General features: G+C 69.8%; 17 protein-coding genes and 1 pseudogene. 7 read left to right on the top strand and 11 right to left on the bottom strand.

What is annotated here, in order from left to right; genetic code table 11:
- Positions 1-157 precede the first annotated feature (157 nt).
- Complete coding sequence (locus AB0B91_RS06675; protein WP_358316706.1) at positions 158-1,054, top strand: LysR substrate-binding domain-containing protein; 897 nt, start codon at positions 158-160, stop codon at positions 1,052-1,054.
- 39 nt (positions 1,055-1,093) lie between these two features.
- Here the strand turns inward: AB0B91_RS06675 and AB0B91_RS06670 are convergent, their stop codons facing one another.
- The 3 genes from AB0B91_RS06670 to AB0B91_RS06660 all read right to left on the bottom strand — a co-directional run bounded on the left by AB0B91_RS06670 (position 1,094) and on the right by AB0B91_RS06660 (position 3,561).
- Positions 1,094-2,365 carry an FAD-dependent oxidoreductase gene (locus AB0B91_RS06670; RefSeq protein ID WP_358316703.1) on the bottom strand — a complete coding sequence of 424 codons (1,272 nt, stop codon included), beginning with the start codon at positions 2,363-2,365 and terminating at the stop codon, positions 1,094-1,096.
- Between the two features lie 130 nt (positions 2,366-2,495).
- Positions 2,496-3,059, bottom strand: coding sequence for a YceI family protein (locus AB0B91_RS06665; RefSeq protein WP_358316700.1), 564 nt, complete (start codon positions 3,057-3,059; stop codon positions 2,496-2,498).
- A gap of 61 nt (positions 3,060-3,120) precedes the next feature.
- The gene (locus AB0B91_RS06660) at positions 3,121-3,561 is read right to left on the bottom strand and encodes a nuclear transport factor 2 family protein (RefSeq protein ID WP_358316697.1); all 441 of its coding nucleotides are present in this window, start codon (positions 3,559-3,561) and stop codon (positions 3,121-3,123) included.
- A gap of 204 nt (positions 3,562-3,765) precedes the next feature.
- Between AB0B91_RS06660 and AB0B91_RS06655 the strand changes: the two are divergent.
- From AB0B91_RS06655 to AB0B91_RS06645, 3 genes and pseudogenes are all read left to right on the top strand, one after another.
- Positions 3,766-4,077 (top strand): annotated as a pseudogene (locus AB0B91_RS06655) (cytochrome ubiquinol oxidase subunit I); the annotation flags it as partial.
- An 11-nt stretch (positions 4,078-4,088) separates the two neighbouring features.
- Positions 4,089-4,433, top strand: coding sequence for a cytochrome d ubiquinol oxidase subunit II (locus AB0B91_RS06650; protein ID WP_358316696.1), 345 nt, complete (start codon positions 4,089-4,091; stop codon positions 4,431-4,433).
- Entirely contained in the window at positions 4,418-4,711 is a 294-nt protein-coding gene (locus AB0B91_RS06645) for a hypothetical protein (RefSeq protein WP_358316693.1), read from the top strand. Before AB0B91_RS06650 ends, AB0B91_RS06645 begins: the two co-directional genes overlap by 16 nt.
- A gap of 161 nt (positions 4,712-4,872) precedes the next feature.
- On the opposite strand, the gene AB0B91_RS06640 is transcribed toward AB0B91_RS06645, so the two are convergent.
- The 8 genes from AB0B91_RS06640 to AB0B91_RS06605 form a co-directional block, all read right to left on the bottom strand.
- Positions 4,873-5,001 carry a hypothetical protein gene (locus tag AB0B91_RS06640; protein ID WP_358316690.1) on the bottom strand — a complete coding sequence of 43 codons (129 nt, stop codon included), beginning with the start codon at positions 4,999-5,001 and terminating at the stop codon, positions 4,873-4,875.
- 106 nt (positions 5,002-5,107) lie between these two features.
- The gene (locus AB0B91_RS06635; RefSeq protein ID WP_358316687.1) at positions 5,108-6,241 is read right to left on the bottom strand and encodes a 2-oxo acid dehydrogenase subunit E2; all 1,134 of its coding nucleotides are present in this window, start codon (positions 6,239-6,241) and stop codon (positions 5,108-5,110) included.
- Complete coding sequence (locus AB0B91_RS06630; protein ID WP_358316684.1) at positions 6,234-7,220, bottom strand: transketolase C-terminal domain-containing protein; 987 nt, start codon at positions 7,218-7,220, stop codon at positions 6,234-6,236. Before AB0B91_RS06630 ends, AB0B91_RS06635 begins: the two co-directional genes overlap by 8 nt.
- Positions 7,217-8,095, bottom strand: coding sequence for a thiamine pyrophosphate-dependent dehydrogenase E1 component subunit alpha (locus tag AB0B91_RS06625; RefSeq protein ID WP_358316681.1), 879 nt, complete (start codon positions 8,093-8,095; stop codon positions 7,217-7,219). The genes AB0B91_RS06630 and AB0B91_RS06625 overlap by 4 nt, the downstream gene beginning before the upstream one ends.
- Before the next feature lie 64 nt (positions 8,096-8,159).
- A complete protein-coding gene (locus AB0B91_RS06620; RefSeq protein WP_358316679.1) occupies positions 8,160-8,519 on the bottom strand; it encodes a hypothetical protein in 360 nt (119 codons plus the stop codon).
- Positions 8,520-8,541: 22 nt separating this feature from the next.
- Positions 8,542-9,714 carry a dienelactone hydrolase family protein gene (locus AB0B91_RS06615; protein WP_358316676.1) on the bottom strand — a complete coding sequence of 391 codons (1,173 nt, stop codon included), beginning with the start codon at positions 9,712-9,714 and terminating at the stop codon, positions 8,542-8,544.
- 20 nt (positions 9,715-9,734) lie between these two features.
- Entirely contained in the window at positions 9,735-10,514 is a 780-nt protein-coding gene (locus tag AB0B91_RS06610) for a hypothetical protein (RefSeq protein ID WP_358316674.1), read from the bottom strand.
- The gene (locus AB0B91_RS06605; RefSeq protein ID WP_358316671.1) at positions 10,511-11,422 is read right to left on the bottom strand and encodes an ABC transporter ATP-binding protein; all 912 of its coding nucleotides are present in this window, start codon (positions 11,420-11,422) and stop codon (positions 10,511-10,513) included. The genes AB0B91_RS06610 and AB0B91_RS06605 overlap by 4 nt, the downstream gene beginning before the upstream one ends.
- A gap of 155 nt (positions 11,423-11,577) precedes the next feature.
- Between AB0B91_RS06605 and AB0B91_RS06600 the strand changes: the two genes are divergently transcribed.
- From AB0B91_RS06600 to AB0B91_RS06590, 3 genes are read left to right on the top strand one after another with little or no spacing between them, the layout of a single operon-like run.
- Positions 11,578-12,711: a sensor histidine kinase gene (locus AB0B91_RS06600; RefSeq protein ID WP_358316668.1), complete on the top strand. Its 1,134-nt coding sequence runs from the start codon at positions 11,578-11,580 to the stop codon at positions 12,709-12,711.
- The gene (locus tag AB0B91_RS06595) at positions 12,708-13,385 is read left to right on the top strand and encodes a response regulator transcription factor (RefSeq protein WP_358316665.1); all 678 of its coding nucleotides are present in this window, start codon (positions 12,708-12,710) and stop codon (positions 13,383-13,385) included. The genes AB0B91_RS06600 and AB0B91_RS06595 overlap by 4 nt, the downstream gene beginning before the upstream one ends.
- Positions 13,386-13,416: 31 nt before the next feature.
- Positions 13,417-13,893, top strand: a complete 477-nt coding sequence (locus AB0B91_RS06590) for a methylated-DNA--[protein]-cysteine S-methyltransferase (protein WP_358316662.1) — start codon at positions 13,417-13,419, stop codon at positions 13,891-13,893.

Below are 13,893 nucleotides of genomic sequence, written 5' to 3'. Positions count from 1 at the left end.
AGGTCCACCAGCACCGCTTGTGCTCTTCACCGGGGAAAAACCGTTGTCCCATGAGGGATCCTCCCCACTCGATGTGCGAACAGATCCAGAAACCATGGCTTACAGGCTATCTTGATTATGGTTAATATCACCGGAGTGCTATATATCTGGAGGCGCGATGGAGTTGAACTCGCTCAGGCAGTTCCTGGTGGTGGCGCGGCTGGAACACCTCAGCGGCGCGGCCGAGGAGCTTCGCGTCGCCCAGCCGTCGCTGAGCCGTACCATCGCCCGGCTGGAGAGCGAGCTGCGCACACCGCTGTTCGACCGGAGCGGCCGGCTGCGGCTGAATGACGCGGGCAAGCTCTTCCGCGATTACGTCGAACGCTCCCTGGGTGAGCTGGATGCGGGGCGGCGAGCCGTCGCCGAGGCCGTCAGCGAGGGTGTGGGCACCGTACGACTTGCGTCTGAGACCTTCCTCACGCTCACCGGGCCGCTGGCGGCCTTCAAACGAGCTCACCCGACCATCGAGGTCGAACTCCGTTGGATGGCGGCCGAGGACATGGGCCGTCACCTGCGGGCCCAGGACGTTGACCTGTGCGTCGCCTCCCAGCCGATCCCCGCTGAGGGCCTGGAGGCGGTCCAACTGCTCGATGAGGCGGTCGGTGTAGCCATGCCGCTCGACCATCCGCTGGCGAGCCGTACGTCGGTGAGCATCGACGAGCTCACCGGCCAGCCCTTCGTCAGCGCCCGCAAAGGGCACTGGCAACGCCGGCTCCTGGACCGGCTTTTCGCCGCACGAGACCATACCCCGAAGATCGTCTGCGAGGTCGACGAGCCCAGTGCCATCGCGGCCCTGATCAGCGCGGGGCTTGGCATCGGTCTCGTCCCCGCCTTCGCCCGGACCGGCTCCACGCGGGTCCCCGCCGCCTGGGTCCCTGTCGGCAGCCCTGACTGCCGACGCGCGGTCACCCTGTACTGGGGCGCCGGCAGCCACCTATCCACCGCCGCCCGCCTGATGCGCACCACGATCGCCAACTGGAACTGGATCACCGGCGAACCACAGGAGAAGCGCTGAGGACGCGCTTCATGATCGTCACATTGTCGGGTGTCCTCCTCACCGGCGTTGCTGAGGTTGGAGACTCCGGTGGGGACTCGGCGCGTTCGGCAGGAGGTTCAGCAAGGGCCTGTCGGGGTCGGCGAGTTGTTGCGGGTCGGCGGGGTGCCCGGTGGCGATGAGGGTGCGCAGGTGATCGGCGGCGCCCCACTGGTCGATGGTCAGGGCGGCCACGGGGATGCGGCGGTCGAGCCAGAACGCGGTGAATCCGTAAGTGGCGTGCCCGCCGCGGGTGATGATGCGGTCCCAGGTGGTGGGGAGTCCGACGTATTCGAGGGTGGAGCCGTACTGGGTGGAGAAGAGGTAGGGGACGTGGTCGATGGTGGTGGGTTCGCCGAGCAGGGTGGCCGCGGCGGCGGTGCCGTGGATCGCGGCGTTGTCCCAGTGTTCGATCCGTACCGGGTTCAGGTAGCGCGGGTGCTGGTGGCGGGCGACGTCGCCGGCGGCCACGGCGGCCGGGTGCGAGGTGCGCAGGTGCTCATCGGTGATGATGCCACCGTCGACGTGCAGTCCCGCTGCCTGGGCGAGTTCGGTGTTGGGGGCGGCGCCGACGCCGACGATGACGAGGTCGGCGGGGATCGTCCGTCCGGTGATGGTCTGGACGGCTTCGACCGAGCGCGTGCCGAGGATGGCCTCGACGCCGTCGCCGAGGAGCAGGTTCACACCGTGGTCGCGGTGGCGGCGGGCGATGAGGCCACCGATCTGGTCGCCCAGCACGTAGTAGAGCGGGGTGGGCAGGGGGTCGATGACGGTGGTGTGGTTGCCGAAAGTACGACTGGCGGCCGCGAGTTCGGAGCCGAGCCAGCCGGCGCCGATGACGACGACATGGCCGGCCGCACGCAGGGCCGCGGCCAGGTGTTCGCTGTCGTCGCGGTTGCGCAGGTAGCAGACGCCGTCGAGATCGGCGCCCGGCACCTGGAGGCGGCGCGGGCGGGCGCCGGTGGCGATCAGCACCCGAGCGAAGGGGAACTCGGTGCCGTCGGCCAGCCATACCCGCCGGGCGTCCAGGTCGAGGGCGGTGGCGGGCGCGCCGAGTGCCAGCGTGACGTCCTGGTCGGCGTAGAACTGCGGCTTCAGGACGTCGAGGTCGCCGGGCCCGGTGGTGCCCAGGAGGTAGCCCTTGGACAGGGCAGGGCGCTGGTACGCCAGATGGGGTTCGTCGCCGATGAGGGTGATCGGACCGTCGTAGCCGTGGTCGAGGCGCAGGGCCTGGGCGGCCTTCGCGCCGGCCAGGCTCGCTCCGATGATGACGATGCCGGCATCGGCGCTCATGGCAATCCTCCTAGCTCGACGAGGCCCTGGACCAGAGCGGCGGTGTCCCGATCCCGCTCGGTCGAACCGCGGAATCGGGACACCACCCGATCGGTGGATGGGGGCCTTGCGGGCTGCCCGTCCAGTCGAGTCACTTCTGGAGAACGGCCTGGATCTCGAGGCTGATCGACACCTTGTCGCCGACTACGACGCCACCGGCCTCCATCGGGGTACTGATGTCAATGCCGAAGTCGCGCCGGTTGATCTCCGCGGTCGCGGAGAAGCCGGCCCGCTGTGCACCCCACTGGTCCGGGCCGAACCCGTTCACCTCGACGGCCAGCGGTAGCTGCCGTGTGACGCCGTGCAACGTCAGCTCACCGTCGATGGCCCAACCGTCGCGGGTCTGGCGGATGCCGGTCGAGCGGTAGCTCATCGTCGGGTACTTGTCGATCTCGAGGTAGTCGGCGGTGCGAAGGTGGTTGTCACGTATGTCGTTGCCGGTGTCGATGGACGCGAGGTCGATCGTCGCGGTCACCGACGAGCCCAGCAGATCCTCGCTCGTGACGATCGTGACGTCGTAGGTGGTGAACCGGCCACGGGTCTTGCTGATCATGAGATGACGGACAGTGAAGGCGATCTCGGAGTGCACCGGGTCGGCTTTCCAGGTGCCGGCCAGATAGCCCGGGATCTCGACGGTCGCGGGGACGGGGGTCATGGCTTCCTCCATGGATGGGGTGCCGCGGCGACGCGGCGCAGGCGGGGGTGGCGTGGCGGGATCAGGGCTCGAGGTCGACAACGCCTTTGCCGGTGGAGATGTCGAGCGGCACCGAGACCTGGTCGTGCACGATCAACCATGTGCCGTCGATCTTCTGGAGGCAGTACGTGACCCTGACCCACATACCGCTCGTCGCCGTCCCGTCCTTCAGCGTGCCGCTGAGACGAGCGAACGCGTGCCCGAACGCCACATCATCGCCCACGGTGAGCGTCAGGTCGCGAACCTTATATGTCACACTCTCGAAGAACGTGAACACGGGCGCCCAGTTCTTGAGCTTCGCCTCGATCCCCACATGCTGGAGCGGCGGCTCGACGTCGAAGGACACGATGTCCGTTGCGTAAAGCCGCTTCAGACCCTCGAGATCCTTGCCTTGAAGCCCTTCGACGATCTTGTCGACCAGCTGGCGGATCTTGGCTTCATCTACCTCGCGTTGCGTGGGCATCGCTACCCCAACCCTTCCCTTTGCAGTGGAATCTTGGCTTCTCACAGCTCCGACGCTATGGCTCAGGAGTTATCTTGTCTAAGATTAATATTGCTATGGCGTTATGCTCTGGGCGGCATGGAGCTGTGCCGAACGCCCTTTTGAGCGAGCTCAATGCGGGGCGGCGAGCTGCCCGACTCCAATCCCGCCAAAGCCGCCGTACGTGAGCGCATGACGCGCTTCTGGGGCCAGCTCTACCTCATCAACTACGCCGTCGGCATCGCCACCGGCATCGTCATGGAGTTCCAGTTCGGGCTCAGCTGGAGCGGGCTGAGCAAGTTCGCCGGCAACGTGTTCGGCGCCCCGCTGGCACTGGAAACCCTCATCGCCTTCTTCGCCGAATCCACCTTCCTCGGCATGTGGATCTTCGGATGGGGGCGGCTGCTCCGCGGCGTGCACGTCACGCTGATCTGGCTGGTTGCTCTGACCGCCTACGCCTCCGGCTACTGGATCCTCGTCGCCAACGGCTTCATGCGGCTCTAGGTGCGATGGCACCGTTCTTCCTGGGCAACGAGGTGTGGCTGGTGGCCTTCACCGGCGTCCTGTTCGGCGCCTTCCCGCACCTGGAGGGCAGCCTGCTGTCCGGGCTGTACCCGCTGGTGGTGGCGATCTTGGTCGGGCTGGTGGTAGGCAACACCGCGGTCCAGCTGCGCCGCCGCACCCGCCTCGGCCGCCGGTGGTGGCAGGCGCTCATCGTGGCGGGCGGCGCGTTGCCGGCCGTGTGCTGGGGACTGGTGGTGGGGTTGTTGCTGCATGGGGTGCCGCGCCTCTCCGACGGCAGCTTCCACATCGGGGCCGGTGAGGTGCCGCCGCCGTCTTGGCGCTGGTGTTGACGCTGCTGGGCGTGGGCGCTTCGATGACCAACCCGCTCACCTCGGCGCTCCTGACCGGGCTGCTGGTGACGGCGCTGGTGACCGCCTGGTGGTCGCTGTCGCGGGGGCGCCGCATTCGCGCCTTCGCCGCCACCTGCTGTGCAACGGTCGCGCTGGTGCTGCTGGTGGGGGCAGGACAGTATCCGTACGTGCTGGCCACCAAAGCCGGCGGCGGAATCAAACATGCCCTGCTACGACCCATCGTGGCGGCCGGGTTGAGACCCCGGCTGCTTCTCTGACAGCACCTGGACGGCCGCGCCGCCACGGTTATGTCGTCGGCTCCGCCCAACCGGTAGTACCGCAGATGTGTCGATCTTTGGAGGTTCCGTGGTCGACCTGCATCAGCCGCGCACGGCCGACCTCATCCCCGGCACTGCCAGGACCGAACGCACCGTGACGTTCACAGCGTACGACGCAGCATGCCCCACTCCTTCAACGCCGCCGCCAGAGTGTTCTGCCGGGAGGCGGCCGACCCCTCGCCCACCACCAACGACGCAGTGGCCTGCCCGTACTTCAGTGGCCCGGCCATGCGATGCTCAGGGTCGAGCGCGATGCTCGCGGCGGCGGCACTGCGGTCACGGCTACCGAGCCTGCTCGGCCAGAGCGCCGACGCGACCCCGGACGACCTGGTCGGGCTACAGGTCCTCGGGCGAGGTCTCCAGGACCTCCTTCAACGCCTGAAGGAACAGGACGACATCCCGGCCATTGACCAGCCGGTGGTCGTAGGCCAGGCCGATCGCCGCCACCGTCCGCTCACCTTCCGGCTGCGGTGAGGTGAGGGCGATGGCGCAGGCCTGACCGGGGAAGACGATCGGGATGGCCATGATGATGTCGGCGTCGTGGTGAAGGGTGACGACGATGTTCCCGCCCGTGAGGTGCGCCTCGGTGAAACCGCCGTGCTGGGCGAGCCCGCGGAATTCGGCCAGGCGTTCGGCGATGTCCGGTACGGTCAGGCGGTCGCGGATCACCGGCACGTAGAGGCCGGTTCCCATGTCGATCGTCAAGCCTATGCGTGGTTGGTCGGGGATGCGGGCGGTTCTGTCGTCGATGAGCTCGGCGAAGAACATCGGGAAGTCGGCGTGCAGCCGGGCGACGGCGGCGATGAGCAGGTCGGGGAGGCCGACCAGCTTGCGGAGGCGTCTGGTCAGGGCTCGGGCGGTCGTCAGGGCGGGGGTTACGTCGACCTTTATCGCGGTGTAGCCGGCGGGGATGGACTGGTGCGACAGGGTCACAGTCCTGCCGACCGCGCGCTGGTGGTTGGACAGCGGGCGGGTCTGTCCGCCGTCGTGATGTGCGCCGCCCTTCTCGGAGGGCTCGCTGCCGCCGGTGGCCGCCGCGAGCCGTTCCACGTCGGTCCGGCGTACCACCTTGACGTCCAGCCCGGCCACCAGCGCGGGACCGAGGCCGAGTTCGTCCAGCAGCGCACGCGCCGGCGCCGTGATGATCGGCCCGCCATCGGCGACGGCGACCGGCTCCGACGGCGGCGGAGTGCCCGCCGAATCGAGAGAGGTCGGCACCCGCTCCGGCCGACCGGCCGGAGCCGGGCCGATCCGGGCGATCAGCTGGCCGGGGGCGCATGACGCGCCGGCCCGTACCAGGTGGGTGAGCACCCCGTCCTGCTCGCTGACCAGCTCCTCCACCGCTTTGGACGTCTCCAGCGTCGCCAGCGGGTCGTCGCGCCCCACCTGCGCGCCGTCCGCCGCCAGCCACTCCAGCAGTGTGTACTCCGAGTCGTTGTTGTTCAGTTTCGGGACCCGGATCTCACCCATCGAGCGCCTCCAGTACGGCCCTGCTGATCGTGCTGTCCTGCAGCACCACGGCACGCTCCAGGTGCGCGGCCGTGGGGATCACGCTGTCGGCCGAGCTGACCAGGCGGATCGGCCGCCGGAGCGAGCCCCACAGCCGGGTGTGCAGGTCGGCGGCGAGGTGGCTGCCCCAGGTGCCGCCCGCGCTGCCGTCCTCCGCCACGCAGACCAGCCCCACCTGGCCGAGCAGCGGCAGCAGCGCGGCAGGGTCGAAGGGGTACAGGCGCGACGGGACGAGCACGGCCCCGGCGAGGTCGTGGGAGAGCAGCAGCGTGCGCATGGCGGCGATGGCCCGGTGCGCCACGCCGCCGGGGGCGATCACCGCGTAGTCGAGGTCGCCGTCGAACCGCACCACGGCCACGTCCTCGACGAGGTCCCAGGTGAACAGCTCGTCCACGTCGTACATCCGGCGGGTGTAGAGGACCTTGTCCTCGAAGAGCAGGCACGGCTCCGCCAGCGCGAGCATGCGGTCGAGGACGGCACGGTTGTCGTGGAACGGCGACATCTCGAACAGCGAGAGGCCGGGCACGCCGATGAAGTGCTTCTGGAGGTTCTGGCTGTGGGTGGGGCCGTAGCCGCGGTTGCCGCCCGAGGGGCAGCGGATGATCAGTGGCATCGGGACGCGCCGGCCGTACATGGAGACGGATTTGCTGGCGAAGTTCACGAGCTGGTCGAAGGCGAGGGCGGCGAAGTCGCCGAACATGATCTCGACGATGGCCTTCTCCCCCGCCAGCGCGAGGCCGGAGGCGGCGCCGACGATCGTGCCCTCGCTGAGCGGCGTGGTCAGGACCCGGTCGGGAAAGCGGGTGGACAGGCCACGGGTGATCTTGAAGGCGCCGCCGTAGGGGTCGAGGAGGTCCTCGCCGAGCACGTACACGCTGGGGTCGTCGCCGAGCAGGCCATGCAGGGCCTGGTTGAGGTCTTCGCCGACCCTTGCCGTCACGCGGTGGTCCAGGTGGCCAGGGGCCGGGCGGCCACCTCTTCGGCGAGCTCGTCCATGCGGGAGCGGGCCTCCGCTTCGAGGCGGGCCGACTGGTCGGGGTGTTCGGCCTGGTAGGAGGCGTACCAGTCGGTGCGTAAGACGTCCGGTGGGCGGGTGTCGTCGCCCTTGCTGTGCGGGCCGAGGCGGTGCGTGGCGAATTCCACCACCAACGGCGCACCGCCCCTGACGGTCCCCACCAAAGGCGCGAGTTGTCGTCTTATTTCGGAGACGTCCAAGCTCGACACCCGCGTGTGCCCGATCCCGAAGGCGGCCGCCCGCCCCGCGATGGTGCCCGCCATCTGGAGCTCCGTCGGCGTGGACTGGGCGATGCCGTTGTGCTCCACAACGACGAGCAGCGGCAGGCGCCAGAGCTGTGCCAGGTTCAACGCCTCGTACACCGCCCCCTCGCCCCACGTGCCGTCACCGATGTACACGCAGGCGAGCCCGCCGGGCTCGTGCCGCTTCAGGTGCAGAGCGACCCCGGTGGCCACCGGCAGGCTCTGCCCCTGCACCCCGGTCGACAGGTAGCGGTCGCGGCGCAGGTGCTGGCTGCCCCCCACCCCGTCGCACACGGCGCCCTTCCGGCCCATGATCTCGGCGAGCAGCCCTTCGGGGTCCTCGAACCTGGCCAGGTAGTGACCGTGACCGCGATGGTTGCTGAACACCCAGTCACCGTGCCGCAGCAGCGGCCGCAGGGACACGGGGACGTACTCCTGCCCGAGGCAGGTGTGGGTGGTGCCGTTGAGCTCGCCCCGCTCGAAGAGCGCGAGCAGCTTCCGTTCGAAGGACCGGATCAGCAACAGCAGCGCCAAGTCCTCGTCAGCCAGCCTGTTCATAGGCCCCTTGAGTCCCGGGAGAACCTCCAGAAAGGCTATACAACACCGACATATCACGTCTACTTCATCGGGAGGCCAGCCACCGCCAGCGCGGCAGCTCCAGCACCACGGTGACCACGGCCAGCACGGACACCAGCACGGCGACGAGCACCTGCCAGGCGACCCACGCCGCCACCACGGCGGCCACGACCTGTAGGAGCACCAGCGCGATCGTCACCCACCCCGGCACCGCGACGATCACGTTCCGCTTGTCGCCCGGGGTCGAGAACAGCGTCGGCAACCCGATCAGCACCACCACCGACAGCACGGCCAACAGCACGGAATGGGCGGCCAGAGCCCACGGAGTCGCGACCCAGGCGACCAGCTCAGTGGCGAACCGGAAGGCGGACGAGACGCGGTCGTCCGGGCGGGGCGTGGAAGACATGCCCGTAACGTACCGTTCCCTGTCAGGGGTTGTGGAAGGCGACTTCGGGGTTGGCCGAGGTCGGGCCGTCGAGCAGCGGTTCCTTCTTGTGCTTCAGGTGCTGGTCGAAGAAGGCGCCGACATAGGCGCGGGTGATCTGCAGGGAGCGCTGTGGGGAGAGGCCGCCGGGGGTGGACATGCCCGCCGCCTTCTCCAGGATGGACAGGTCGGTGAAGCTGCTGTGGCTGGTGCCGGCGACGGTGAGCCAGCGCTTCCAGCCGCTGATGTTCGGCCAGCTGCCGTCCCAGGTGTCGTCCTTGCCGGGGACATGGTCGGCCTGACTGCCCATCAGGAGGAAGGGGCGCTTACCGAGATTGCCGGCGGGGATGGCGGGATGGAAGGTGCCGTCCAGGTTCACACCGGCCTGTACCCGCTTGTCGACCCCCATGGTCGCGGCGGCGGCATCGCCGCCGAGGGAGTGTCCGGCCATGCCGATCTGCTTGGTGGCGATCATGCGGGCCTGCTTCCAGGCCGGGTGCCGGTCGGTCAGCTGGTCGATGACGAAGGAGATGTCCTTGGTCCGGCTCTTGGTGATGGTCGCCTGCCCGCCTTCCGGCGGTTTGGGCTGGTCGCAGAGGGGCGCGCAGGTGCGGACACTGCCGTCGGGGAAGGCCGTGCCGGACGACTCGTAGGCGTGGTCGACCAGCGCGACGACGTACCCGCGACTGCCCAGGTCCTCGGCCAGGGAGGTGAGGCTGGCCCGGTGCAGGCCGAGGCCGGGTGAGAGCACCACCAGCGGATATCGGCCCTTCTTCGGATCGGCGCCGGTGTGGGCGTAGGTGCGGGTGGCGGCGATGGCCTCGGCCGCGAGGGTGGCGCCCGGAGCCTTGCGCTCCAGCAGCGACCGGGCCTCCTCGACGGTCATGTACGGGGCGCTCGCACCGGTCGCGGATCGGGCCGGGTAATACATCGACACCATCAGCTGCCGGGGGCCGTCCTTGGGCACCCAGGGGTCCGTGCGGCTCTTGTCCACCAGGTGCAGAATGTCGCGGCCGACCGGGTACGGGCCGGTGGGGCGAGGCAGTTCCAGCTTGACGGCGGCGGTCGTCGTGGGGCTCGACGTGCTGGCGGCGCTTGTGGTCGCGCAGGACGTCACCAGGAGCGGCAGGGCGAGCGCCAGGAACGGCAGGCGGGCACGGAGGTAGTGCTGCTTCACAGGGTTTCCTCTTTCAGGCGTTACACGTCGCGCCGGCGCACGACGATGAGGGTCACGGCCGCCGCGACGAGCGGCCAGAGCGCGAAGGCGATCCACGACCCGGTGATCGTGGGCAGGGCGGCTTCGTCGCGGGGATGGATGAGGGACAGGCAAGTCCGCCAGGCGTAGAAGGGGAACATGGCGTACAGGTCGTTGGCCCACTGGTGCACGGTCGGCTTGAAGAGGGTGGGCAAGATGACCAGCACGCCGCACACGGCGACGACGGTGGCGGCGGTGTGCCGCAGCAGCGCGCCGATGCCCATGCCGACCAGCGCCGACACGGGCGCGAGCAGGGCGTTCGCCACCAGGACGCGCACGACGCCCGGATCGCCGATCGAGCCCCCGGTGCCGAGGCCCGACAGGACGACCTGGCTCGCGCCGTACGTGGTGAGCGCGACGATCGCGCCGACGGCGAGCATGACCCCCGCCACGACGGCCACCTTGGCCGCCATGACGCGACCACGGGCCGGGACGGCGGTGAAGGTGGTGCGGATCAGGCCGCCGGCGTACTCTCCGGCGACCGTCAGCGCGCCCACGCTCCCCGCGCCGATCATGACCACGATCGCGCTGAACCCGCTGAAGGCCTCCGTCATCGGGTTGAACATGGCCTTCTCCCGCGCCCCGTAGGCCGGCCACTCGGCGTAGGTGTCGAGGCTCGACTGGACGGCGAGCGCGACCAGCACCAGCACACCGACCACGATCACCCAGCGGATGGACCGCAGTGACCACAGCTTGATCCACTCCGCGCCGAGCAGGCTCATCGGCGGCCGCCCACGACGTGGTCGGCGTGGCCGGCGGTCGACTCCATGAACGCCTCTTCCAGCGAGGCGGTGCGCGGGGCGAGCTCGTGCAGCATGATCCGGCGCTCGAAGGCGAGCTCACCGATACGGCCGGCGCTCACCCCCGTCACCATGAGCGCCCCGTCACCGTCGCGCCGTACGGAAGCGCCGTCGAACGTGAGCACGGCGGCGAGTTCGTCCGGATCGGGCGTGCGTACGGTGACGCGGGCGCCGGCGCCCCGGGCCGCGAACTCGGTGAGGCTCTCGTCAGCGATCAGCTCGCCGCGGCCGATCACGATGAGGTGGTCGGCGGTGTTCTCCATCTCGCTCATCAGGTGGCTGGAGACCAGGACGGTACGTCCCTGCTCGGCCAGGCGCCGGAACAGACCTCGCACCCAGCGCACCCCCTCGGGGTCCAGACCGTTGACCGGCTCGTCGAACAGCAGCACCGGCGGATCACCCAGCAGCGCGGTGGCGATGCCGAGCCGCTGGCGCATGCCCAGGGAGAACCCGCCCACCCGCCGGCGGGCCACACCTTCGAGCCCCACCTCCCGCAGGACCTCCGCCACCCGGCGGCGCGGCAGGCCGTTGCTCCGGGCCAGCGCCCACAGGTGCGCCACGGCGCTGCGCCCGGGATGCGCGTCACCCGCGTCCAGCAGCGCGCCGACGTGCCGCAGCCCGTGACGCTGCCGCGCGAACGGACGCCCGTCGATGGTCGCGCTTCCGCTGGTGGGCCGGTTCAGGCCGAGAATCATGCGCATCGTGGTGCTCTTGCCGGCGCCGTTCGGGCCGAGGAACCCGGTGACGTGGCCGGGCCGTACGGTGAACGTCAGGCCGTTCACGGCCGTCAGGCCGCCGTAGCGTTTGGTCAGCTGGTTGACTTCGATCACCCGCTCAACGCTGCCGGAGGCCGTGGCGCACGACATCTGTCCGCAGGCCAGAATCCGCGCCAGGAGACTGGCCTGCGGGCATACGCCTCCAGGCCGATGCTGGTCAGCCTCCAGGCTGATGCTGGTCAGATGGGGTCGCGGCTACGATCGGGGGCGTGCTCGCCGATCCGCCCCGTCCTCCGCTCCTGGAGCGCCTACCGTCGCTCACGCGGGAGCTGCTCACGTGGTGTGTGGTGGCCGCCTTCGCGTTGCTGCAGTTCGCCGCGCTGCTGAGCGGCAGCGACGACGCGGACCCGCGGGTGCCGCCGCTCGCGGGCGTCGCGGTCGCGATGGCGCTGCCCCTGGCATGGGCAAGGCGCCGGCCGCTGCCGGTGCTTGCCGTCGTGCTGGCGGAGCTGGCCGCCGCCACAGCACCGGGGATGTCGGCCGAGCAGCTCTGGCCGCTCATCCTGGCCGCGGACGTTCTGGTCTGCGTCATCGCGGCTTCCCGCTCTGTCCGCGCCGGGCTCAGCGCGGCTCTTGTCACGCTCGCCGTACTGGAAGGGGTGTTGCAGGCCGCCCTGTGGCCGCACGCCCTCGTCCCCGGGTTCCTGGCGCTGACGGCGCTGCTGGCCGGCAGCGTCCTGCTCGCCTGGCTGGCCGGGACCGCGATCCGGCAGCGGCGCGAGTACGGCGAGGCCGTGCGGGTCCACGCGGTCACGGCTGAGCGGCTGCGCATCGCCCGCGACGTGCACGACATGGTCGCCCACAGCATCGGCAGCATCGCCATCCAGGCCGGAGCGGGCCGCAGGGTCATCGACACCCGCCCCGAGCAGGCCCGCGACGCGCTGGACGCCATCGAGATCACCAGCCGGGAAACCCTGAAGGGACTACGGCAGATGCTCGGCGTCCTGCGCCGGCCTGACCCGCCGCCCACCGGGCTGGCCGACCTCGACCGGGTCACGTCGACGGCCATCGCAGCGGGCGTCCAGGTCGACGTCCGCTGGCAGGGCGAACGCTGCCCGTTGCCCGCCGCCGTCGACCACTCCGCGTTCCGCATCGTCCAGGAGGCGGTGACCAATGTGGTACGGCACGCGGATGCCGCCCGTTGCCGGGTGTCGATCGGCTATGCGGGTGAGGAGCTGAGCGTCGAGATCGTCGACGACGGTCGCGGAGACAGCGCGAGCGAGGGCAGCGGCTACGGCATCGCCGGGATGCGCGAGCGGGTGGCGCTGCTGAACGGGCATTTCACCGCCGGGTCGCGACCCGAGGGCGGGTTCAGGGTCGCCGCGAGGCTGCCGATCTCATGACGATCCGCGTGCTGCTGGCAGACGACCAGCCGCTGGTGCGCGCCGGGCTGCGCATGGTCATCGACGGGACCTCGGACGTGGAGGTCGTCGAAGAGGCCGGGACCGGGTCGCAGGCTGTACAACTGGCGAGACAGCTCCGCCCGGACGTTGTGCTGATGGACATCCGTATGCCGGAAATGGACGGCATCACGGCCACCAAGATGATCACAGCTGAGCTGCTGCCCACGCGCGTTCTGGTCCTGACCACGTTCGACGACGACGAGAACGTCTATGGCGCGCTGCGCGCGGGCGCCTCCGGGTTCCTCGTCAAGGACATGGCGCTGGACGACATCCTGACCGCCATCCGCGTGGTCGCCGCCGGAGATGCCCTGCTCGCGCCCAGTGTCACCCGCCGCCTCATCGAGGAGTTCACCACCCGCACCCCGGCTGCCCGGCACCGCGAACTCAACGGCGTCACCGGACGCGAACACGAGATCCTCACCCTCGTCGGCCGCGGCCTGTCCAACGCCGAAATCGCGGCCCACCTGCACATCAGCCCCGGCACCGCCAAGGCACACGTGGCCAGCCTGCTCACCAAGCTCGGCGCCCGCGACCGCGTGCAACTGGTCATCGTGGCCTACGACGCGGGCCTGGTCTCTCCGAATTGGCCTGCCCAGAGGTCCGAAAACCGCTGACTTTCCGGGTGGCGACGGTGTTGTAGAGAGTATGAGCATCTACACGACGATCGACAGCCCACTGGGCGAGATCCTGCTCGTAGGCGACGGCACCGCGCTGACCCGCGTGGCGTTCGGCGGTGCCGTGCGGCCCGAGTGGCGGCGCGACCCTGGCGCGTTCGCCGAGGCCGAGCGCCAGTTCCGCGAGTACTTCGCGGGCGAGCGGACCGCCTTCGACCTGAATCTCGCGACCACCGGCAGGGCCTTCCAGGAGGGGGTCTGGGCCGCCGTGGCCGCCGTACCGTACGGGACCACCACGACGTACGGCGAGCTCGCCGCGAGCGTCGGCGCGCCACGCGACCGCATCCGCGCGGTCGGCGCGGCGCTCGGCGCGAACCCGCTGCTCATCGTCCGCCCCTGCCACCGCGTCGTCGGCGCGAACGGCTCGCTGACCGGGTACGCGGGCGGCGTCGAGCGCAAGCACGCGCTGCTCACGCTCGAAGGCGCGCTGCAGCCACAGCTCATCTGA

The sequence above is a fragment of the Nonomuraea sp. NPDC049141 genome (genome assembly GCF_040648415.1).
In the GTDB taxonomy this organism is placed as follows: Bacteria; Actinomycetota; Actinomycetes; order Streptosporangiales; family Streptosporangiaceae; genus Nonomuraea.
The sequence above is the reverse complement of the archived record's forward strand: the minus strand, read 5'-3'. Positions and strand labels throughout refer to the sequence as shown.